We start from the raw sequence: 20,693 nt of genomic DNA on the forward strand, positions 1-20,693 counted from the left end.
CCGCGGCGTCGTGTGATCAATACAGAGCTGGCCAGCAGGGTAAAGCTGGCCCTGGAGCGCTTTCCCACCTACGGCTATCGCCGTCTGGCGTGTGTCCTGGGTGAGAATCGCAAGCCGATACAGCGAATCCTACAGCTGAAGGGTTGGCAGGTGCGCAAGCGGCCTCAGGGCTTTCGGCCTCGCGCGAGGAGCCTGCCGTCAGTCGCCTCAAGGCCCTTTCTTGAAGACGGCATAGGGCGTTGCTCCCATCATGTTGCGGGCCTGATGCAGTCGTCTCGTGTCGTAGGTGACCAGATGGTCGTCCAGGTCCTGCTGCATCTCTTCTAAGGCCTCGTACCACTTTTCCCCAGAAGAAAATATTACTCCGCCGCATTCGATGAGTCGGGCTTGGGCCTGTATCTCTTCGACCGTTGAGCCTGAATGGTGAATTTTGATGAGTGCGGCTACGCTGAATGAGAGAGGAGTGCTGACACACTAAGAGCTGAGCTGCTTGAGACTAACGTCTGACAACAGCTCTTAGTGAGACGCTGTGCCGCAGCGGTGCCTAAAAGAACAATGACAATACGCAGGAGATAGCTCATGGAGCGTCCCGATTTCGTCAAGCGGGCTGATGTGGCCCGGCTCATACCCGTCGTCGCCGATACCAGCCGTGAGCAGCGAGCCGCTTCTGTCTTGCTGGCCGCCCTGCGGGGTGTGCATGAGTTTCGTCAGCAGATGCTGGCGTCGCTGGGTGTGCGTGTGGGCAGCCGCGCGGCATTGGGGGCTTGGACGGAGATCGTTCTGGAAGCCGAGCCGGACGCCGCCAAGAATGACCGACCGGACGGCTTGCTTGTGCTGAAATCGGGCCGCAAGACCTGGACGGCTCTGATCGAAGCCAAGATCGGCAACGCCGAAGTGGGGGAAGAGCAGCTGAAGCAGTACCTGCTGCAGGCCAAGAAGCACAAGGTCGATGCTGTCATCACCATTACCAATCAGTTCGTGGCCATGCCTTCCCACCATCCGGTGAAGGTGCCCAAGTCGATGCTGAAGGGCATCGAGCTATACCACTGGTCCTGGATGTACGCCGTCACTCAGGCGACGCTATTGCTGGAGTCAGGTGAAATCGCTTCCCCAGACCAACGCTTCCTGCTGGAGGAGGTGCTGCGCTACTTGAGCCACGATTCCAGTGGCATTACACGCTTCGACAGCATGAATCGAGAATGGAAAGAGGTCGTCGGCAAGGTCAAGAGCGGCGCTGTGCTGAGCAAGAATGCGGAAGAAGTCGAGAATACGGTTTCGAGCTGGCACCAGGAGCAGCGCGATTTGTGTCTGGTGATGAGTCGCCAGCTAGGCAGGCCCGTAAAGCTGAAGCTGCCGAAAGCGCATCGCATTGACCCGGTTGTTCGACTCAAGGAAGACTGTGATCTGCTTGCCAAGCAGAAGGTGCTCTGTTGCTGCCTTGAGGTGCCCGATGCTGCCGCAGATCTCAATGTCACCGCAGACCTGACCAAGCGGACCATTGTCTGCTCCATGCGCCTCGCAGCCCCTCAGGACAAGAAGCGTAGCTCAGCGAGGGTGAACTGGTTGGCGAAGCAGCTCACTCGTGCGGAGACGGAGAGCATGTTCGTCAAAGCAGTGCGGCCAGGACGAGCGGAAGAAACCCAAGAAACCCTGGCGCGTGTGCTGGAAGACGCAACCACCTTGGAGTCACCCGCTACCGATGTGGTGCCTAGCGCTTTCGAAATCTTCTATATGGCGGATCTTGGGCACCGTTTCGCCGGGAACAAGATATTCATCGAGGAACTGGAGAAGGCCGTGCCGCATTTCTATCAGCAGGTTGGCCAGCGGCTCAGAGCCTGGGTAGCACCGCCGCCGAAGCTTCATCGACGCGACCCTGCGGCGCAGATCGATGAGGAGATCGATGAGCCGGTTGAGTTGGCCGCGGCCGACTTTCAGCCGCCAGGCGATAAAGAACTAAACAAGGTCGGGCCCGGCTTTGCTTGGCCACAGCTATAGCGTAGCTGGTCCACAAGTTTGCTGAGTGCCTGACACGAGCGATCCGGCCCCACTGGGCCGGATCGTTTTTTGGTGCAGCGCTTTTTTCTACCGCCGCTGGCGACTAGTCAACCAGAAGAGTGAAGCCAAGGTGAACGCCGCCATGCCCGCCGTATAGGCGGTGAGGGGCCAAGCGGTGTCGCCACCCAGCCCTATCACGACGCCCGTTCCTATCACACCGACGATGAGGCTCTGAACGCAGAAATGCAGGGCGACGGCGGTGCCCGCCATTTCACTGAATTCCTGAAGTGCACCATTGGCAGTAACGGCAGTGGTGAACACGATGCCGACGGCAGCTAGCCACATCGGCAAGATGAAGGACCAAAAGGAGGGCGGTAGAAATATTTCGCCCAGCCCTAGCAGGCCGGCACTGAGTAGTAGCACCAGCATGCCGCGTAACACGCTGCCGGGGACACCCCAGCGTGCTACGAAGCTCTTGGCGAAGCGCGTCGTGGCGATCATGGAGAGGGCTACTGTGGCAAAGGCGAAGCTAAAGCCCAGTTCTGAGAAGCTGGCCCTGTCGATCAAGACACGTGGAGCTGTGGAAAAGAACACGAAGAACGAACCCATGGCCGTGCCGAAAGCCAGCGTATAGGTCCAGAAATTAGGGCTCCTCAACACGGTCCCGAAGCCGGCTCTACTGGTTTGTGTCCTGATTTGGCGTGTCTCATGCCACTTGGGTAGTACGAAGACGAGCATTATGAATGCCGGAATCCCGAGCGCAAGGAAGATGGCACGCCAGCCGAGAGCGCTCGCGATCAAGGCGCCCGCAATAGGGCCAAGCGCGGGCACGAAGGCGAGCATGGCGTTCAACAAGCTATAGATAACCGCACTTTCAGGCCTCTCGGCATAGACGTCTCGAACTGTGGCGAAGACTGCTACCAACATGGCGGCCGCCCCGGTTGCTTGCACCAGCCGTAGCAGAACGAAAAGCCAGGCCGAGGTCGTGGTCGCAAGGGCGAAGGAGGTCGCAGCAAAGGCCAGTGCGCCACCAAACAGAATCGGGCGCCGGCCGAAGCGGTCTGACAGTGGCCCGAAGAGGATCTGCCCCACGCCAAGCATAATCATGTAGAGAGTGAGGGTTAGCTGAACCACCTCGGGCGTGGTTGCGAGAATGCCCGGCATAGCGGGAACGATCGGCAGGTAAATATCCATACCGAGGGAAGCGAGAATGTTGAAGGGAGCCAGCAGCAGCAGGGCCGCCGGCAGGCTGTACGTCCACAGCCGAGGGTTTTGAGCAGGCACGATGAAATCTCCGCGCAAATCGAGGTATTTGGCGGCGGCCTACATGTAATGGGTCAGGTGGGCCAAGCAGGCTGCCGCAACAACGAGGAAGCAAGGTTGTTGCGGCTTAGCGGTCTGACTTCTTAGAGTCCATGCGTGCGTGCCTCTGTGAATTGGCCTAACGGCGCCATGGATACTACCAGCCAAGGGAAGAGACTGGCCAGTGTCTCGATCTATCGAGCCTTTGCGGTGCTCCCTGCGCTGAAATTTCGTCACGCGACACTTGGGAATAGGCATTCCTACGCTAATTCCAACCAGTACGTGAATCTACAAAAACGGGCGCCTCAAGGGCGCCCGCTTTCGTTATGACTTGGCTTTCAGAATCTATCGACGCGAAACGGTGCCATATCCACCGCGGGTTCTTCGCCATCCATCATCTGGGCGAGCAGTTCGCCGGTGGCCGGGCCGAGGGTAAAGCCCTGATGGCCGTGGCCGAAGGCGAGCCACAGCCCTTCCTTGTTGGGGGCGGGGCCGATCACCGGCTTCATGTCGGGCAGGCAGGGGCGGGCACCTTTCCAGGGCTGGCTGTCGCGACGCTTGCCCAGCGGGAACAGCTTGCGTGCCACCTTCTCGGCGGCGGCCAACTGCTTGTACTGGGGCGGCGATTCCAGGTCGGCCAGCTCGGCGCCGGTGGTCAGGCGAATGCCGGCGCGCATGGGTTCGAGCAGGAAGCCCTTCTCGGCGTCCATCACCCAGTGGTTGAGCTTGGCATCCCCTTCGGCGGAGTAGTGCATGTGGTAGCCGCGCTTCACGAACAGCGGCACTTTCATGCCCAGCCTGGCCAGCAGCTCTCCGGCCCAGGGGCCCAGGGCCACCACCACCTGCTCAGCTTCCAGGGGGCCTTCGCTGGTATCGACTCGCCAGCCGCCCTCGACCTGGAGCACGTCCTCGACGCTGGCCTTCATCACATGGCCGCCCTGTTCGGCAAAGCTGCGGGCGTAGGCCTGCACCAGGCCGCCCGGGTCCGAGACCATCCAGGGCTGCGTCCAGTGGATCGCCCCGACCAGCCCCTTGCCCAGGTGCGGCTCCTTGGCGTAGAGCGCCTCGGCGTCCAGCACCTCATACTCCACCCCGAAGCGCTCGTGGTTTTCCTGGGCTTCTTTCTGGCGCTCCTCCAACTCCTTTTGGGTGCGGTAAAGCTCCAGCCAGCCGCCCTTGCGCACCAGCGCCTCGGCGCCGGCGGCCTCGATCATCGGCGCGTGGGCATCCTGGCAGCGCATGATCAGCGAGGCCCACTCGGTCACGATGCGCTCGTAGCGCTTACCGCTCGAGTTCAGCCAGTAGTCCAGCAGTGGGCCCGCCGCGCTCAGCATGCCGGTGGGGCGGTAGCGGATGTCCACCTGGCGGTTGGGCACCACTCGCAGCAGGGTGGCGATATCGCGGGGGAAGGCGTAGGGGCGCACCGCCTCGCGCTGGATGATGCCGGCATTGCCGAAGGAGGTCTCGAGCCCCGGCTCGCGGCGGTCCACCAGCGTGACGCTATGGCCGCGACGCACCAGATGCCAGGCCACGGATACGCCGACCATGCCGGCACCAAGAACGATGATTTTGCGGGCCATGAAGGTCTCCCTGCCGATGGAAAATGGAAAGCTCCGCCGGGGCAGAGTCTGTCATTGCGCGGAGTTTATCAGTACTTCCCGGAAAATCGGCTACCTGCTGAGAATTAAGATAAAGACACCATATCTGCATGTAATGGCAGAATATTTGCCCGTGTTAACTGGGATGAATGGGGTTTTGTTTGTGGCTGGCTGTTGGGCCTGCTTGCGCCATTACCGATAGTGTAGGTGCTGCACTGAGCTGAGGGCCGCCATGGTCCACTCAACCGCTCCCAATTTCCCACCGCTCCGGCAGCTTGCGGCAGTTGCTCAACAGGCGCTGGTGTAGCCTCTCCAGTAGCGTTTGCTCGGTGCCTTGGTGCGTTTCGGAACTCAGGTTTGCGAGGGTAGCGTCGATGGCTGCCGGCATTCGTTCGGCGAGTTCGAGGCCTTGCTTGATGAAGTAGCGCGGCTGGAACCGCATCGAACGTGCCAGCGCTTTGAGGTGTGAGCGTTCGATGCTGCCGGGACGATCCTCACCATTGATGCGAAACGCGAAGCGGCGGGCGAGGCCGCTATAGAGCGTGGTGCTCATCAGGTCATAGAACGGTGCCAGCCGGGGGCCTTCCTCGGTGTAGAGAATGGCGAGGTTCTTGGCATGGCTATCGTTGTTGCCGATCAGCAGGTTGAAGAAGAACCAGGCGATCAGGCGCTGCAAGTCCTGGGCTGGCGCTCCCACCTGCTGCATGAGCTCACGACAGCGCGCCAGGCCCGGGCCGCCGTCGCTTTCGTACTTGATCAGCGAGGGTGTACCGGCAAGCTGGCAGAAGTCGAGCTGATGCAGGCGACGCAACCGGCCCTGTTCGTCGGGCACCCGATCGTAGCGGCGCACGAGGCAGGCGCGGGTGTCGGGTTGGTAGCTGGCTTCGGCGACTTCGAGCCCGAGTTCGGCGGCCAGCTGCATGCAGAAGGTCTCGTTGATGGCGCTGGCCCATACGCCTCTCAGGCCTTGAATATCCGGCTTGAGGATATGGCTGGAAGGGGCAGATCCTTCCGGGATGGCGGGGCTTCCGTCTGCCTGCACCATCAGCAGCAACTTGTTCTGGGCGCCGGCCAGCGAGATCCGCGCCTCTTCGCTCTGCTGCGAGAGCAGAGGCCCCCGCTCCTTGTGCCGTAGGTGTTCCGCTAGTGCTTGCCAACTGGTGGGCCGATAGTGCGGCGGAGCGGGTGTTTCTCCTGGCGGCAGCAGGGTGAAGCCGCTGGCCGTGTCTCCGCCGGTGGCCTTCAGCAGCCCGAATACGGTAGTGGTGTGGTGGCGAAGCTCGAGGTGATGGCGCAGGTCGCCTTCCGGCAGCAGGTTTTCGAAATAGGCCAGTACCACATCGCCTACGTGCACCTGCTGCGAGAGGGGCAGGGTGGGTGAGAGACTCACCGCTTCAGGGTGCGCCAGCCAAGCGGGGGCATACTCGAAGCGCAGCGGTTGGGCGTCATGCAGCCGGCCGACATGCCTGTCGCCGTGGTAAAGCTCCAGGGTATCGTCACTCGCCATGGCGGTTGCCACCCTTGCGCCGCACCACCACCTCGAGCCCCATCAGGTCGAGTACGTCCAGCACCTTCTGCAATTGCAGTGTCGGCTTGCCGCGCTCCAGGTCGACGATGAAGCGATTGCCGGTGCCGGCGAGGCCGGCTAGGTCGATCTGCAACAGCCCCTGCTCGGCGCGCAACTGACGCACCAGCTTGCCGAGGTCTTCGCTGTGACGAATGGTAGCGGCCTGGGTAGGCGGGGAGTCAGTGGTCGGCATGGCAAATCCGCTGGCAATTACCGTTCGGTAATTCTAGGCATGGATTTACTGATTCGCAATGAGAAAATTACCGATCGGTAATTATTAAGATGATCAAGGCTCGGTTTGCAGTGAAAGTTACCGATCGGTAATTTTTTCAAGGTCGCTCTTGCTTTATGCAGTATTTCCCGGGTTATCGCGCAAGGCCGCGGATCTTGGCCTCGCCTTCCGTCAATACGCTCCATGCCTGGCGTCTCAGCGCCTCGTCTCCTGCTGTCATCACTTCCAGCAGCCGGCGCTTCTCGGTCAGGTAGACCCGGGCGAAGCCGCGGTCTCGCGCGACGATGCTGATGGTGTTGTCGATCAGGTCGGCGTACTTGATGGTCTGCGCCTCCGGGGAAACCTGAGCCAGCCTGTCGCGCTCCAGCGCCTTGCGGTGAGCGCGGTTGCCGATTTCCGGATCGATGAATTGATCCGTCAGTTCCTGAACCAGGACGGCGACCCGCTGGCCGAAGCACTCTTCGATGTCCAGCGCCGTCACGGCGGTATCCTCGAGCACGTCGTGCAGGTGGGCGGCGGCGATCATCTCTGCTGTTGCCGCCTCCACGGCCGCCACCATTTCTGCCACGGTCGCCGGGTGCTGCCAGTAGGGCTCGCCGGTGTACTTGCGTCGCTGGCCCACGGCTTGATGGGCGGCCCCGCTGAACAGCGCCGCCCGTTCGGCTATGTCGTCCATCGTGGTAACTCTCTCCGCGCCACCTTCTACTCTCATCTTTTACTATCATGATGCCAGAGTTCGCTCGGCCTCGGGTTTCCACGTGGGTGCACGCAGGGGGAGGGACCGAGTTACCTATCCCCGCCCTGAGACTCTTGGGCAGATCGGTCGGACCGACCGCAGGCGCGGTATCGGCGGTGCCAAACGCCTGGCTGATGAGCAGGGTGTCTTCGTATAGCTGGAGAGGGGTGAACTTGCCGTCATCCACCTTCAGATGCAGAGCAACGGGGGTCGTGAAGTTTTGCCATTCTGCTCGATGGTGCGGGAGAAGGTGCACAGGATAGGATGACGGCATTCTTATCGTCCGAACATAGTACGGCTACATATACCAGCCGGACTGCAGCCTATCCGGCACCTCAGGTTGGGGTTAGAGAGGGGGGGGGGCTCCCCTCCTAAGCGATCTAACTCGGATGGTACTTACATTTTTCCTGGCAGCCACAGGGCGATATTCGGGAAAGCCAGCAGCAGCGCAAGCATTATGAAGGCCGTAAAGATGAAAGGCACCAGTCCTTTGAAGATCTCCTCCAGCTTGACGAGATTCCCCGCCGCGCCTTTAACCACGAAGCAATTCAGCCCGATAGGGGGAGTCACGGCGCCGATCTCTGCGAGAATGATCACATAGACACCGAACCAGATTGGATCAAAGCCAAGGCTCATCATGACCGGATGCGTGATGGGCAAGGAAATGGCGAGAAGCGAAGGGGCGTCCATCAACATGCCGATGAGCAGGTAGACTAAGGTAACGATTGTCACCACCATCCAAACGCTCAAGGTGCCGTTGACAAGTATGTCCTGAATGAAGGAAGACACTCCGCTGAGCGCGAGGAAGCGGGCGAAGATGAGGCCGCCAATAATAATGGCGAAGATCATTGCCGTAAGCACTACCGTTTCTGTCAAGCACTGCCCTAGCTTTATTTCACGAATGTTGCAACGAATGAGCGCCATGATAAAGGTCGAGAAAGCGCCCACTGCGCCAGATTCGGTGGGGGTGAAAACGCCACCGTACAGGCCTCCCAGCATGATCGTGATGACAAGAACCAAGGGGCCGATCATCCGAAGCGACCAGAGCTTTTCCTTCAAGGTATAGACGCTGTCATTCGCTGGGGCTTTTTCTGGAGAAATCAGAGAAATTGTCAGTACAGTCGCCGCAAGCAGGACGGCAAAGATGGCGCCGGGTATGATGCCAGCTATCAAGAGTTTGCCTATCGCAGCATTGGTCAGGATGCCATAGACGACAATCAGTGCACTAGGTGGAATGAGTACCGCGAGCGTTCCCGCGATTGCAATGGAGGCCGCGGCAAATCCACGATCATAACCGCGCTGTACCATTTCCGGCATCGCCAATTTCGTGAACAGGGTTGCGGTGCCGACACTGGAACCAGAGGCCGCACCAAAAGCTGCCGTGGCACCTGTACTAGCAAGCGCGAGGCCTCCCGGCAAACGACCAAACCATTTTGAACAGGCCTCGAAGAGGTCGTCACCGATTCCGGCGCGAATAGCGAAGAAACCCATGAGAAGAAACATTGGGATGGCGCTGAAGTGAAAGGCACTAACCACTGGGTAGATGATTGTGCCAAGCAGTGATATCGACGGTATCCATCCGCTCATCAAGAGTATGCCACCGAACCCTATACTGAATAGCGCGAGCATGATCGGCGCGCCACACAAAATGAGAACGAAGAGGAGACCGGTCCCCGCAAGGCCGATGAATAGATCAGACATGATTTACCCTCGAAGATTCGTTCGAGTTGGTGTCCAGGGAGTCGTTTTCGACAGGCATGAATTTCGAATCGAGAATCGTCCCGATCGCTTCGAGTGCGAACTGGATGGTCAGAAGGCCGCAGCCTACACTGACAGCGAGCTTGGAGGGCCAAAGCGGAAATTGAATCGCTGCCCCCCAGACCATTTCATTCACTTGGTAGGAGCGCATTCCGTATCGAAACGTCCCCAAGGTAGCTGCCGCAAAAACCAAGCAGCCGAGGACCATCCAAAGTGCGTAGATGGCCCTTTGTACGCCAGCCGGGAAACGATGTGAGAAAGCTACCGTTCTCACGTGTTCGCGTTTCATCAGCGTGTAACCTAAAGGGAATGTGATGCACAGGACCAGTAGGGCCTGACTGATTTCGACCGATGCCGGAATGGGAGCGTTAAATACGGTTCGCAGCAGGGCGCTCAGTGCAATTAGCCACATGATGATGAAGGTGGCGATTCCAGAGATCAGCGCTGCCAGAAACAGTATCTTCCCGTACAGCCGATAGACCGTTTTGAACGTGCGTGCTAGCATCTGGCGATATCCTCCGCCATTGAGAATATGGAGCGAAGCCCTCGGCCTCGCTCCACGTGGTAGTAGTGACAATCACTCGGTGATGTCGTCCACAACGCGTTGAGCATCCTCTGGGGACATTCCAGCTGCTATTGCACGCTGGACCCAGCTTTCCCTTGCGGCCTGAACGCCTTCGGCTTGAAGGGCCACCTCAAGAAATTCATCGTCTGGGAAGTCGATGATTTCAACCAAGTTTTCCTCTTCCCAATGTGCCTTTATGCGAGCCTCTTCTTCTTCAAAAAGGCGCAGAAGCTCATCCAGATGTTCATGCTTTATTTCTTCCAATATGGCTTTATGATCTTCGGGAAGTGCATTGTATTTATCGAGATTCATCGCAATGATCTGACCCCAGTTGGCACCGAGGGGAACGTCGATAAAGTAGGATGCCACTTCATGAAGCTGGAACGAGTCCACGAAGCCAATATCGGAAGTCGTACAGTCGAGAATGTTGTTGCTCATTGCCTCGTACATTTCGACATCAACGAAGCTGACTGGAACACCGCCTAAGGCCTCGACCAGAGCCGGCAGGGCCACGCCGTAGGTACGAATACGCTTGCCTCTGAAATCTTCGAGAGTTTCGATCGGTGTAGTGCAGAAGAATCCGTAATTCGAGAGTGGGCGCACTGTGATCAATTTTGCGTTATAGCGTGCCAACTCTTCGGAGAAGGCTGGTATCTCTTCGTGCCATTCAAGCCAAAGCTCTCCGACCTCTCTCTGATTCCGCGTGTTCGGGGTGAAAAAAGGCAGTGCGTTGTTGATCGGCATCTGTTCGGGGAAGTAGGGGACAACGATGTTGCCCATGTGGATCATGCCGGTTTCGATGGCGGTGGGGGTTTCCTGGACAGAAGCTAGTACTCCGCCGAACTGAATTCGGAACTGTAGCTCCCCCTCGGTTCGTTCGTTCACTTCCTCTGCCATCCACTCGGCAGCCTTGGTGTACATGTTACAGCATTCCGGGAAATGATCTCCCCAACGCAGGGTTTCGGCAATCACCGTATTGCTCATGGTTGCCGTGAGCATGGCTGCACCGAGGGTTGTCGATTTTATGATTTTCATTACCCCTCCTAAAGGAGAACTAAACGGATTTTCATTGCCCCGCCTATTACTGCCGACGATAGCGCTCTGCGCGTTTACCGAGGCTGTGCGCAGTTTCGCGCGATACGCAGCATGGGTGGGTGCCGTCACTACGTAGGATTCTGTTGTTTTGCCCGGGACTTTGAGCCCGTCCCTCTCCTACCTCTATATTTTTGTCATACTGTCCGACAATATGTCAATGTGAAATGTAGATCGTAATGCCGTACGGCGCTTGTACACTTCGCATCGCTTAATAATTCTTTGCGTTTTCAATGAGCTAGCCTCCAGTCTCCTCGCGATTGCGCTGCCTCGCCGACGCTGCCTGAGACGAATGCGCTGGGTGCCGGTAGTGCCGAAGGGAAGGAGACGGATGGAGGCTCTACATTCGGGGGCACGGAGCGGTTCGGGGACAAAGGGTTTCTCACCCCGAGCCGGAGGTTCGGGTTTTTGCGTTATATTTCTGGCGGATATTCGAGCTTAGGGCCAGGATAAGCAGACCCAGTGATAGCACCAGGACAGCTGCACTGATCGGGCGCTCGAAGAAGATGCTGTAGTCGCCTCGTGAGATGATCAATGCCCTGCGGAAATTTTCCTCAAGCAATGGACCAAGGACAAAACCGAGCAAGAGGGGAGCGGGCTGGAAATTGAGAAGCCGCATGCCATAGCCCATGATTCCCAGGATGAAGACCAGATAGACGTCGAAGACTGATCGATTGATGCTATAAACGCCGATGCAAATCAGCCCGATGACTGCGGGGTAGAGGAGGCGATAGGGTGTTTGAAGAACGGCGACCCAGAACCGGATGAGCGGAACGTTGAGTATCAGGAGAAAGACGTTGCCGATCCAGAAACTTGCGATCAGCCCCCAGAATACAACAGGCTCGTTGCTGATCATGGAGGGACCCGGGGTAATGCCGTGGATCATCATCGCACCCAGGATCAGGGCCATGGTCGCGGTGCCGGGGATGCCCAGCGTCAAAGTGGGGATGAAGGCGGTCTGGGCCGCTGCATTGTTGGAGGATTCCGGACCTGCGATTCCTTCTACGGCTCCTTTGCCAAAGCGTTCTGGATGGCGCGAGACGCGTTTTTCGATGGCATAGCTGATGAACGAGGCGACCGTTGCCCCTGTGCCCGGAAGGGCACCGAAAAGGCTACCGATGGAGGTGCCGCGCATGATCGGTAAAACGGACCGCCGAGTTTCGCTCCAGGTGGGTAGCATGTCTCGCATCGAAACCTTGATCCTGGGGTGTTGGCGAGATGCATAGCGGACTGAGGCGATGATTTCCGATACGCCGAACAGGCCCATGGCGACGGCGACGATGGAAATACCATCATAGAGTTCGCGCATGCCGAAGGTTAACCGAGGAATGCCGGTGTTCACGTCCATGCCGACCGTCCCAAGCCCAAGTCCAGTAAGCACCATGGCTATGCTCTTGATTTGAGATCCCTGCGATATGGTCGAGGCCGCGATCAGACCAAATACGATGACCGAAAAATATTCCGGAGCACTAAAATTGAGTGCCAGCGCAATAAAGGTTGGGGTAAGTGCGATCAGCAACACGATACCGATAGACCCGCCGATAAAGGAGGCGATGGCCGTAACGAAGAGCGCAACACCGGCCCGGTTGTTCTTGGCCATGGGATAACCGTCGAGGCACACGACAGCAGAGGAGGTGGTGCCTGGCAAATTGAGCAGGATAGCCGCGATTGACCCTCCGTATTCTGCACCATAGAAGATGCCCGCCAACATGATGAGAGCGGAAAGCGGTTCAAGATAGAAAGTTACCGGAAGGAGCAGTGAAACCGCTGCCAAGGCGCCAACACCTGGCAGAACGCCAATGAAGGTGCCTACGAATACACCGGTAAAGCAGTAAAAAAGGTTCTCGACCGTTAGCGCTTGTGAAAAGCCAAGGAGAAGGTTTTCGATCATTTGTGCCTCACAATGGCCAGCTGAATGGTGGCATGCGCAGCCCCAGGAGCAGCACAAAGATTATCCAGCTGAAAACCGACAGCATTGCTGCAACCAATATCGACTGCATCCAGTCGAACGCCCTGTCGCCCATGGCTGAAATCACAACCGCAGCCACCAGGGCGGGAATGAAACCGAAAATACGTACCAAGACGGCAAAGGCCAATATCGCTGCTGTGACGCTGAGGAAAGGTGCGAAATCTGCGCTCTCCGTTGCTGGGCGCCGATCTAAAAGAGCGATGAGTGCTGCGCTGCCTACGAGTAGATAGCCGATAAGTTGGGGAAAATACCCCGGCCCCATCGACCGGGCCGTACCAACGTCAAGGCCTGCCGACCCCAGTATGAAGCCTCCGCCCAAGAGGGCGACGGCCCCTGCCGAGAGATATGCGGAAAGGGCGTTGTCGGACATCTCGCCAGCCTCCTCCGTGTGATGAAAGGGGGCGCTGCTTGGCCGCAGCGCCTGCGATGCTTTAGTCCATGTCGGTGAGTACGGAGAGCCAGCGCTCGACGTCCGATTGGATCAGCGCTCCGAAAGCTTCGCGACCGCGTACCTCGGGGGACGGGGCTTGCATGGCAAGTTCGACATAGCGTTCGTTGAGCGCCTCGCTTTCAAGGGCATGGTTGACGGCCTCTTCGAGTCGCACGAGAACGTCTTCGGGGGTTCCGGCGGGAGCGACCAGGCCGTTCCACACGACCATGTCGAATTCAGGCATGCCTGCTTCGGCGAAGGTCGGCACGTCCGGCAACTGGTCGATCCGCTCCTCGCTCGTAATGGCGAGCGCCTTGGCCTGGCCTTCTGTATGCACCGGAATCATCGTGGCCGTCTGATCGATTTGGGCGTCCATGACACCTGCGAACAGATCGTTCAGGGCCGGTCCTGCGCCTTGGTAGGTGACCAGCTCGGCCTCGAGCTCAGCGAGGCTCAACAAGAGGCTGGGGGCAAGCCAGCCCGTTGATCCGGGCCCGGATGTGCCGAAGTTGGCAAGCCCGGGGTTCTCTTCCATGTAGGTAAGGAAGTCCTCGAGGGTCTCAAACCCGCTTTGGTTGCTCACCGTCAGCACCATGGGCACGTTGGCGACGTTCCCGATGGGTTCGAAATCCTCGATCGGATCGAAGGGCAGGTCGTCGTAGATGGCAACGTTGGCTGCCAGGTGCCCCATGTTGCCAAAGCTGAGCGTATATCCGTCGGGCTCGGCAGAAGCACCCTGTGTCATGCCGATGGTCGCGCCTGCGCCGGGCACGTTCTCGATGACGACGTTCGCGCCCAAGTACTCGCTCATTTCCCGCCCCATGAGGCGGGCGAGAAGGTCGGTCGCTCCGCCCGGTGCCGCTCCCACGATGATGGTAATGGGCTTGTTGGGAAATTCCTGGGCCATAGCGGTCATCGGGCCGGCCACCGTCATGGCAAGACCTATCGCTCCCACTGAGCCCTTGATCAATGCTTGGATCTTCCTCATGGCCATACTCCATTTTTGGTTGTTGGGTGCTCTATTCGTTTTTGTACGTCCAATGTGTTCGACCCCAAGGCGAACTTGTGGTGCAATGATTGACATATTGTCTTACAGTCTGTCAATCAGTCGATAGGCGAACGCCAGGAAGCGGAGTGTATTTGTCGTATTGACCTATTGTATGACAATATGCAAGGATCGTGATGTGTCGCTTAGGGTTGGAGTGTGGCCGAACGGGTCAAAGGAGACAGAGGGGGAGCCGAGCGTGAGTTCCGATACGTATGAGATCTATGCGATAAAATATGCGCAGCATGAGCGGCGTGCCCGGGAGAATTTCCTCGGGGGAGACATCCACGACGGCCCGATGGCCATGGATTACTTCATCTGGGTCATCCGCAACGCGGTGCATACCATTGTCGTGGACACCGGCTTCGATCAGGCGATGGCCGACAAGCGAAAGCGCAGGATCGTGCGTCCGGTCGAAGAGGGGTTGGCGAAACTGGGTATCGCCCCGGCGGAGGTTAAGGACGTCGTCCTGACCCACCTTCATTACGACCACGCGGGCAATCATCACCTTTTCCCCAATGCCCGCTTTCACGTTCAGGAGCGTGAGCTGGCCTTCTGCACCGGCCGGTGCATGTGCCACCCCGAAATCAATCATCCCTATGCCGTCGAAGACGTGAAGGTGATGATCGACCGTCTTTTCTCGGGGCGTCTGAGTTTTCGTGAGCCGGAAGACGTGCTGTTGCCGGGTATTACCTTGCATCGTGTCGGCGGGCATTCGGACGGCCTGCAAATCCTGCGTGTGCGCACGAAGCGGGGCTGGGTCGTTCTCGCCTCCGACGCGGCACATTACTTCGCCAATCTCGAGCTCAGGCTGGCCTATCCCGTCGTATTCAACCTGGGAGACATGTTCGAGGGCTACAAGAGGGTTCGCGAGCTGGCGGACTCCGAGGCCCACGTCATTCCGGGGCATGATCCCAAGGTGCTGTCCATTTATCCGCCCGCATATGCCGACAGCGACGGCTGGATTGCACGACTCGACTTGCCGCCGGTCAACCCACACGATCAATAAAGGAAAATAAGATGCTCGTTGAAATGCGTATTTATTACTGTGCCCCGACCAGGCTTCCGGCTCTGCTGGACCGATTCCGTTCGACGACTCTCGGTTTTTTCGATAAGTACGGGATCGAACAGATCGGATTCTGGACGACAGCGGTTGGTGCAGACAATCACGCGCTTACCTACTTGCTCAAGTGGGAAGACATGGCGCAACGCGAGGCGCGCTGGAATGCTTTTCAGCAGGATCCGGAATGGATCGCCCGCCGTGCGGAGACGGAGCGAGAGAAACCCATCGTCACTCGTATCGAAAACTCTTTTCTCATCCCCACCGACTTTTCCGCGCTGCGTTGACTTCCGAAGGGTCCACTGAAGTTTCACCATAGGAGGAGAAATGGATCAGGTTACGATTGGCTTCGTCGGACTCGGCATGATGGGAGCTCCGATGGCGCGCTGCCTGGCTCGCGCTGGCTACGTGCTGCTTTTGAAAGACGTGAATACCGAACGCACGGCGGAACTGTGCGCGGAATTGGGGGCGCGGGAGCTTACGGATGAAACGCTGGGGAATCTCGATGCTCTTATTACCATGCTACCCAATTCCGATAGCGTCGAGGACGTGCTGCTGACGCAGGGTTGGGTCGATAAGCTGGCGACTGGGGCCACCGTGATCGACATGAGTTCCTCCAGCCCGGTGCGGTCACGCGAGCTTGGGGATCGGCTGAAGGAAAAGGGGCTGGGCTACCTCGATGCGCCGGTTTCGGGCGGTGTGAAACGGGCGACCGAGGGTACGCTTGCGATCCTCGTCGGCGGTGCGGCGCCTTTGAGAAACAAGTGGCAGCCCGTACTCGAGGCCATGGGGGGATCAATTCTACACATCGGCGAAGCGGGGGCAGGACACGCGGCCAAGGCCTTGAACAATTTTGTCTCTGCCTCGGGGCTTCTTGCCACGGTCGAGGCGCTGCATGTGGCTGAGCGCTTCGGCATTGCCCCCGAAGTGATGACTCAAGTTTTGAATGCATCGTCTGGACGTACCAATACTTCGGAGAACAAGGTCGCACAGTTCATGCTGAGCGGCACGTATGCCTCGGGGTTCAGCTTGCGCCTGATGGACAAGGACCTGGGCATCGCACGCGATCTGGCCGCATCGTTGTCCTACCCGCTGCGGTTGGGCCAACACAGTATCGCGCTTTGGCATGAAATCGCCGTGAGCGTCGATGCCTCCACCGACCATACCCAAATGTATGCTCTGCTGGCCGAGGAGGAGTGAGCCGATGTCCCTTCCCGATCTGAGCCGCTTTTACATCGATGGAGCTTGGGTGGCGCCTGTTTCCCCTGCACGGTTCCCCCTGATCGACCCGGCAACCGAAGAGGAATTCGGTACGCTCGCTCTGGGCGGCGCCGAGGATGTGGAGCGTGCGGTCCAGGCCGCGCATGCGGCGCTTCCCGCCTTTTCCGAAACCACGCCGGAGGAACGGATTGCGCTTCTGCGCCGGATTCTTGCGCTTTACGAAGAGCGGCGGGAAGAGTTCGCCGAGGCGATGCGACAGGAAATGGGAGCCCCTATCGGTTTTTCGCGCAAGGCACAGGCGGCTCGTGGGGCGCTGCACCTGAATGCGTTGATCGAGGTAATGGAGCGGTTCTCCTTCGAGGAGAATGGCAGGAGTGGGACCACCCGGCTGCGCCATGAACCGGTCGGTGTGTGCGGTCTGATTACGCCGTGGAACTGGCCGATCAACCAAGTTGTGGTGAAGGTTGCGCCTGCCATCGCGGCGGGCTGCACCATGGTGCTGAAACCTAGCGAGTTTTCGGCGGTCAGCGCGATCCTTTTTGCGCAGGTTTTACATGAGGCTGGCGTTCCGCCCGGTGTGTTCAATCTGGTGAACGGAGACGGGCCGAATGTGGGCTCCGTCATCTCCTCGCATCCCCTGGTCGACATGGTTTCTTTCACCGGATCGACCGGGGCGGGCATCGAGGTGGCAAAGTCCGCCGCGCCGACCGTCAAGCGGGTTGCCCAGGAGCTTGGCGGCAAGTCGGCCAATATCCTGCTCGACGATGTCGATTTCACCGAGGCCGTGCAAAAGGGGGTGGCGGCTTGCTTTACTAACTCTGGCCAATCCTGCTCGATTCCTACCCGCATGATCGTGCCGCGCGCGAAAATGCCGGAGGTCGTCGAGCTGGCAGTTGCGGCTGCGGCTAAATTCCGGCTCGGCGATACCAAGGATCTGCAGACCGACCTGGGTCCCCTGGTGAACCGTGCCCAGTTCGAGCGGGTTCGCAAGCTCATCCAGAGAGGCATCGACGAAGGTGCAACGCTGCAGGTCGGTGGGCTGGAACGGCCCGAGGGGTTGGAAAAAGGCTACTACGTACGCCCCACGATTTTCACTGAAGTGACGCCGGAGATGACCATTGCACGAGAGGAAATCTTCGGGCCGGTGCTCTCGATCCTTGCCTACGATAGTGAAGAGGAAGCCATCGAGATCGCCAATAGTTCAAATTATGGCCTTGCTGCCTACGTGCAAAGCGGCAGTCTCGATCGTGCGCGGCAAGTCGCTCGTAAGCTGCGAGGTGGGCAGGTACATATCAACTACCCCTCGGCCGATTTCCATGCACCTTTCGGTGGGTTTCGGCAATCGGGGAATGGCCGAGAATGGGGCGAGGCCGGTTTGCGAGAATACCTTGAGACTAAAGCGATAGTTGGCTATCACCCCGAGCTATCTTATTAAAAACCATAATCGCCAAGAAAAGAAAATTGGAGACTGATGTTATGAGTGATGAGAGTGAAATGTTTTACGAAGGATTTGGAAATAGAAAGGCTGTTCTTGGTGATAAGCATGTCGAAAAATCTTGGGCTGCAGCTGACGATTTCAATCGCCCGGTGCAACGCCTCGTTACGAAGTACTGCTGGGGCGAAGTTTGGGGGGATGAGAGTTTATCGTTCAAGACGCGCAGCATGATCAACATTGCCATGTTGACCGCCATGAATCAGCAACACGAGCTGGCCGTGCATGTGAAAGGAGCGCTTACCAACGGAGTAAGTCGCAGCGAAATTCAGGGCGTCTTGTTACAGACTCTGGTTTATTGTGGCGCTCCGGCAGCGCTAGCCGCTTTCCGCACGGCAAGTCATGCGATCAGCGAGTGGGAGGCTGCTCAGGGGAATGATGCGACGGAAGTCTCTTGAATCGCAATGGACAGGCGGCTTGACCGAACGTCATGCGCGAAACCGTTCGGTTGAGTGCCCTTCGAAAGATCATATCCGTGTAAGGCGAAGCGTCACCTTTCGTCACTAATGGCGTTGGCCCCTCTCCGGACTTCGGATTACTGGCCGTTTCTTCTGAATTGGGAGGTACTTCATGAGTGAAAGGCTTATCGGCTTCATTGGGTTGGGTAATATGGGCGGACGAATGGCACGGCGCCTTGTCGATGCCGGAATCGGGGTTCTCGGTTTTGATCCGAATGCCCCCGCTGTAACAGCGGCGGGGGCAGAGCCTGTAGAGTCCATCGCGGAGGTTGTCGGCAAGACCGAAATCGTCCTTATGTCTCTGCCGGACAGCAAGGTAGTGACAAAGGTCGTCGAAGGTGAAGGTGGTGCCCTTGCCAATGCCCGGTCGGGGCAGATCATCGTCGATCTCAGCACGTCTTCGGCATCCACCACCCGTCGGTTGGCTGCACGCTTTGCTGAAAAGGGAGTGTCCTACCTGGATGCCGGTATTTCAGGCGGTGCCGCAGCTGCAGAGGTGGGGGCTCTGACCCTCATGGTCGGCGGTGAGGAGGCTGCCCTAGTCAGGTTGGACGATGTGTTCGCGCCTATCGCCAAGACGGTCGTCCTGATGGGCGGCAGCGGGGCGGGGCACACCACCAAACTGCTGAACAATTTCCTGAACGCCGTCAGTCTTTCCGCCACGGCTGAGGTAATGGTGGCCGGGAAGAAAGCGGGCCTCGATCTGCACCGGTTGCTCGAGGTGATCAATGCTTCCAGCGGTGTGAATTTCGCGACACTGAACCGCTTTCCAAGGATTGTCGATGGCGACTACCTCGAAGGCGGCCTGACCTCCAAACTCATGACCAAGGATGTGGTGCTGTACACCGACCTGCTACACGAACTCGGTGTCGCCTCCCTGAATACCTCCGGCCCTATGGCAAGCTTTGGTCTCGCGACCGCGCTTGGTTACGGAGATGTCATTTCCAATCGTGTCGTCGATGCCATCGGCGATGTTTCCGGTGGAATTCGCCTTCATCAGGCATAAGGAGAGAATCATGCAAATCTTTCATGGCCGAACTGAAAGTCTCCCATCCGAAATGCGAGGCGCTACCTTTTCGGGAGAGGTCTGGGCCGATCCGGTCATGCCCATGACCGACGGGGTGACGATCAACAATGTTTTCTTCCCTCCGAACGCCCGGACCCATTGGCATACCCATGAACAAGGCCAGATCCTGCAGGTCGTCGCCGGTAAGGGGTGGATCTGCCTTGCGGGGGAAAAGGCACGAGCCATTCGGACCGGCGATACCGTTTGGATCCCCGCGGGAGAGGTGCACTGGCATGGGGCCGCTTCGAACAGCTATCTTCTGCATACGGCGATTTCCCTTGGCAAAACGGACTGGCAGGATGAGGTGACTCCGGCGCAATTCGCGGAGGCGACAGAATGACTTCACACGCTGCCGACCTTCGTCGCAAGGTGGAGGGAGAACTTGGCTATTGGGATGAAGAGCAGGAGGCGCTTGCTGAACTCTCCCCTGGGTTCCTCGAAACATGGCGTCGGATGGCTTCCGTCCCGGTGCGAAAAAATTTCCTCGGAGCCAAGAACCGGGCGCTCGTGGGGTTGGCGGCCTCTGCCGCCGCCACCCATCTTTACGCCCCTGGAGTACGGCGGCAAGTTCGCAACGCAATCGAAGCGGGAGCCTCGGCGGAAGAGCTGGCGGAGGTGCTTGCCTTGACCGCTACGCTCGGTATCCATGCTTGCAATATCGGCGTTCCCCTGCTGCTGGAGGTGCTAGAGGAAACCGGTCGGCACGAGGCGTCCGGTCCGCTGACGGAACGGCAGGGTGAGCTGAAGGCGGATTTCACCCGCGACCGAGGGTATTGGCATGCTTTCTGGGACGGTTTGCTGGAATTGGACCCGGATTTTTTCGAAGGATACCTCGACTTCTCCGCTTATCCGTGGCGGCACGGCGTATTAGAGCCCAAAATGAAGGAGTTCATCTATTGTGCCTTTGATGCTGCCGCGACACACCTCTACGTCCCGGGGCTGAGGATGCACATGAAGAATGCCCTCGGCTACGGCGCAACCAAGGAGGAGTTGATGGAAGTGCTGGAGGTCGTGAGCCTTATCGGAATGCATGGTGCAGAGATGGCTGCGCCAATTCTGAGGGAGGAACTTGCACGGTATGGTAGCACCTGAGATGTGTTGGGAACG

19 protein-coding genes and 2 pseudogenes are annotated in these 20,693 nt (G+C 58.4%); 10 read left to right on the forward strand and 11 right to left on the reverse strand.

What is annotated here, in order from left to right; translation table 11 throughout:
- A partial coding sequence (locus tag HOP51_RS21075; RefSeq protein WP_455423588.1) for a hypothetical protein occupies positions 1 to 327 on the forward strand: 327 nt, incomplete at its 5' end.
- 252 nt (positions 328 to 579) lie between these two features.
- On the forward strand, positions 580 to 1,995 hold the full coding sequence (locus HOP51_RS15305; protein ID WP_234274781.1) for a hypothetical protein: 1,416 nt from the start codon (positions 580 to 582) through the stop codon (positions 1,993 to 1,995).
- A 70-nt stretch (positions 1,996 to 2,065) separates the two neighbouring features.
- Here HOP51_RS15305 and cml read toward each other — a convergent pair.
- From cml to HOP51_RS15360, 11 genes and pseudogenes are all read right to left on the reverse strand, one after another.
- A pseudogene (gene cml, locus HOP51_RS15310) lies at positions 2,066 to 3,258 on the reverse strand (CmlA/FloR family chloramphenicol efflux MFS transporter); the annotation flags it as partial.
- A gap of 377 nt (positions 3,259 to 3,635) precedes the next feature.
- Entirely contained in the window at positions 3,636 to 4,877 is a 1,242-nt protein-coding gene (locus HOP51_RS15315; protein WP_234274782.1) for an NAD(P)/FAD-dependent oxidoreductase, read from the reverse strand.
- A gap of 259 nt (positions 4,878 to 5,136) precedes the next feature.
- Entirely contained in the window at positions 5,137 to 6,402 is a 1,266-nt protein-coding gene (locus HOP51_RS15320; RefSeq protein WP_234274783.1) for a type II toxin-antitoxin system HipA family toxin, read from the reverse strand.
- Positions 6,392 to 6,655 carry a helix-turn-helix transcriptional regulator gene (locus HOP51_RS15325; protein WP_234274784.1) on the reverse strand — a complete coding sequence of 88 codons (264 nt, stop codon included), beginning with the start codon at positions 6,653 to 6,655 and terminating at the stop codon, positions 6,392 to 6,394. Before HOP51_RS15325 ends, HOP51_RS15320 begins: the two co-directional genes overlap by 11 nt.
- A 172-nt stretch (positions 6,656 to 6,827) precedes the next feature.
- Positions 6,828 to 7,370, reverse strand: a complete 543-nt coding sequence (locus HOP51_RS15330) for an HD domain-containing protein (RefSeq protein ID WP_234274785.1) — start codon at positions 7,368 to 7,370, stop codon at positions 6,828 to 6,830.
- A 456-nt stretch (positions 7,371 to 7,826) separates the two neighbouring features.
- The gene (locus tag HOP51_RS15335) at positions 7,827 to 9,131 is read right to left on the reverse strand and encodes a TRAP transporter large permease (RefSeq protein WP_234274786.1); all 1,305 of its coding nucleotides are present in this window, start codon (positions 9,129 to 9,131) and stop codon (positions 7,827 to 7,829) included.
- A pseudogene (locus tag HOP51_RS15340) lies at positions 9,124 to 9,588 on the reverse strand (TRAP transporter small permease subunit); the annotation flags it as partial. The gene HOP51_RS15335 and the pseudogene HOP51_RS15340, both read right to left, overlap by 8 nt.
- 177 nt (positions 9,589 to 9,765) lie before the next feature.
- Positions 9,766 to 10,788 carry a C4-dicarboxylate TRAP transporter substrate-binding protein gene (locus tag HOP51_RS15345; protein ID WP_234274788.1) on the reverse strand — a complete coding sequence of 341 codons (1,023 nt, stop codon included), beginning with the start codon at positions 10,786 to 10,788 and terminating at the stop codon, positions 9,766 to 9,768.
- A gap of 439 nt (positions 10,789 to 11,227) precedes the next feature.
- Complete coding sequence (locus HOP51_RS15350) at positions 11,228 to 12,736, reverse strand: tripartite tricarboxylate transporter permease (RefSeq protein ID WP_234274789.1); 1,509 nt, start codon at positions 12,734 to 12,736, stop codon at positions 11,228 to 11,230.
- A 7-nt stretch (positions 12,737 to 12,743) separates the two neighbouring features.
- The gene (locus tag HOP51_RS15355) at positions 12,744 to 13,184 is read right to left on the reverse strand and encodes a tripartite tricarboxylate transporter TctB family protein (protein WP_234274790.1); all 441 of its coding nucleotides are present in this window, start codon (positions 13,182 to 13,184) and stop codon (positions 12,744 to 12,746) included.
- A gap of 61 nt (positions 13,185 to 13,245) precedes the next feature.
- A complete protein-coding gene (locus HOP51_RS15360) occupies positions 13,246 to 14,178 on the reverse strand; it encodes a Bug family tripartite tricarboxylate transporter substrate binding protein (RefSeq protein ID WP_234274791.1) in 933 nt (310 codons plus the stop codon).
- A 310-nt stretch (positions 14,179 to 14,488) separates the two neighbouring features.
- On the opposite strand from HOP51_RS15360, the gene HOP51_RS15365 reads away from it, so the two are divergent.
- From HOP51_RS15365 to HOP51_RS15400, 8 genes are all read left to right on the forward strand, one after another.
- On the forward strand, positions 14,489 to 15,298 hold the full coding sequence (locus HOP51_RS15365; protein ID WP_234274792.1) for an N-acyl homoserine lactonase family protein: 810 nt from the start codon (positions 14,489 to 14,491) through the stop codon (positions 15,296 to 15,298).
- Positions 15,299 to 15,309: 11 nt separating this feature from the next.
- Positions 15,310 to 15,636, forward strand: coding sequence for an NIPSNAP family protein (locus HOP51_RS15370; protein ID WP_234251474.1), 327 nt, complete (start codon positions 15,310 to 15,312; stop codon positions 15,634 to 15,636).
- A gap of 40 nt (positions 15,637 to 15,676) precedes the next feature.
- Positions 15,677 to 16,549 carry an NAD(P)-dependent oxidoreductase gene (locus tag HOP51_RS15375; protein ID WP_234274793.1) on the forward strand — a complete coding sequence of 291 codons (873 nt, stop codon included), beginning with the start codon at positions 15,677 to 15,679 and terminating at the stop codon, positions 16,547 to 16,549.
- A 4-nt stretch (positions 16,550 to 16,553) separates the two neighbouring features.
- Positions 16,554 to 18,005 (forward strand): aldehyde dehydrogenase family protein, encoded by a 1,452-nt coding sequence (locus HOP51_RS15380; protein WP_234274794.1) that lies wholly within the window; start codon positions 16,554 to 16,556, stop codon positions 18,003 to 18,005.
- A gap of 41 nt (positions 18,006 to 18,046) precedes the next feature.
- A complete protein-coding gene (locus HOP51_RS15385; RefSeq protein ID WP_234274795.1) occupies positions 18,047 to 18,460 on the forward strand; it encodes a carboxymuconolactone decarboxylase family protein in 414 nt (137 codons plus the stop codon).
- A gap of 172 nt (positions 18,461 to 18,632) precedes the next feature.
- Complete coding sequence (locus HOP51_RS15390) at positions 18,633 to 19,526, forward strand: NAD(P)-dependent oxidoreductase (protein ID WP_234274796.1); 894 nt, start codon at positions 18,633 to 18,635, stop codon at positions 19,524 to 19,526.
- Positions 19,527 to 19,536: 10 nt separating this feature from the next.
- A complete protein-coding gene (locus HOP51_RS15395; RefSeq protein WP_234274797.1) occupies positions 19,537 to 19,926 on the forward strand; it encodes a cupin domain-containing protein in 390 nt (129 codons plus the stop codon).
- Positions 19,923 to 20,678 carry a carboxymuconolactone decarboxylase family protein gene (locus HOP51_RS15400; RefSeq protein ID WP_234274798.1) on the forward strand — a complete coding sequence of 252 codons (756 nt, stop codon included), beginning with the start codon at positions 19,923 to 19,925 and terminating at the stop codon, positions 20,676 to 20,678. The genes HOP51_RS15395 and HOP51_RS15400 overlap by 4 nt, the downstream gene beginning before the upstream one ends.
- Positions 20,679 to 20,693 lie beyond the last annotated feature (15 nt).

The sequence above is a fragment of the Billgrantia zhangzhouensis genome, assembly GCF_021404465.1.
GTDB classification, from domain to species: domain Bacteria; phylum Pseudomonadota; class Gammaproteobacteria; order Pseudomonadales; family Halomonadaceae; genus Halomonas; species Halomonas zhangzhouensis.

Bases quoted from the DNA above. Each gene is read 5' to 3' on its own strand.
- HOP51_RS15305 (WP_234274781.1), top strand. From the start codon at position 580: ATGGAGCGTCCCGATTTCGTCAAGCGGGCTGATGTGGCCCGGCTCATA.
- HOP51_RS15315 (WP_234274782.1), bottom strand. From the start codon at position 4,877: ATGGCCCGCAAAATCATCGTTCTTGGTGCCGGCATGGTCGGCGTATCC.
- HOP51_RS15320 (WP_234274783.1), bottom strand. From the start codon at position 6,402: ATGGCGAGTGACGATACCCTGGAGCTTTACCACGGCGACAGGCATGTC.
- HOP51_RS15325 (WP_234274784.1), bottom strand. From the start codon at position 6,655: ATGCCGACCACTGACTCCCCGCCTACCCAGGCCGCTACCATTCGTCAC.
- HOP51_RS15330 (WP_234274785.1), bottom strand. From the start codon at position 7,370: ATGGACGACATAGCCGAACGGGCGGCGCTGTTCAGCGGGGCCGCCCAT.
- HOP51_RS15335 (WP_234274786.1), bottom strand. From the start codon at position 9,131: ATGTCTGATCTATTCATCGGCCTTGCGGGGACCGGTCTCCTCTTCGTT.
- HOP51_RS15345 (WP_234274788.1), bottom strand. From the start codon at position 10,788: ATGAAAATCATAAAATCGACAACCCTCGGTGCAGCCATGCTCACGGCA.
- HOP51_RS15350 (WP_234274789.1), bottom strand. From the start codon at position 12,736: ATGATCGAAAACCTTCTCCTTGGCTTTTCACAAGCGCTAACGGTCGAG.
- HOP51_RS15355 (WP_234274790.1), bottom strand. From the start codon at position 13,184: ATGTCCGACAACGCCCTTTCCGCATATCTCTCGGCAGGGGCCGTCGCC.
- HOP51_RS15360 (WP_234274791.1), bottom strand. From the start codon at position 14,178: ATGACGGTGGCCGGCCCGATGACCGCTATGGCCCAGGAATTTCCCAAC.
- HOP51_RS15370 (WP_234251474.1), top strand. From the start codon at position 15,310: ATGCTCGTTGAAATGCGTATTTATTACTGTGCCCCGACCAGGCTTCCG.
- HOP51_RS15375 (WP_234274793.1), top strand. From the start codon at position 15,677: ATGGATCAGGTTACGATTGGCTTCGTCGGACTCGGCATGATGGGAGCT.
- HOP51_RS15380 (WP_234274794.1), top strand. From the start codon at position 16,554: ATGTCCCTTCCCGATCTGAGCCGCTTTTACATCGATGGAGCTTGGGTG.
- HOP51_RS15385 (WP_234274795.1), top strand. From the start codon at position 18,047: ATGAGTGATGAGAGTGAAATGTTTTACGAAGGATTTGGAAATAGAAAG.
- HOP51_RS15390 (WP_234274796.1), top strand. From the start codon at position 18,633: ATGAGTGAAAGGCTTATCGGCTTCATTGGGTTGGGTAATATGGGCGGA.
- HOP51_RS15395 (WP_234274797.1), top strand. From the start codon at position 19,537: ATGCAAATCTTTCATGGCCGAACTGAAAGTCTCCCATCCGAAATGCGA.
- HOP51_RS15400 (WP_234274798.1), top strand. From the start codon at position 19,923: ATGACTTCACACGCTGCCGACCTTCGTCGCAAGGTGGAGGGAGAACTT.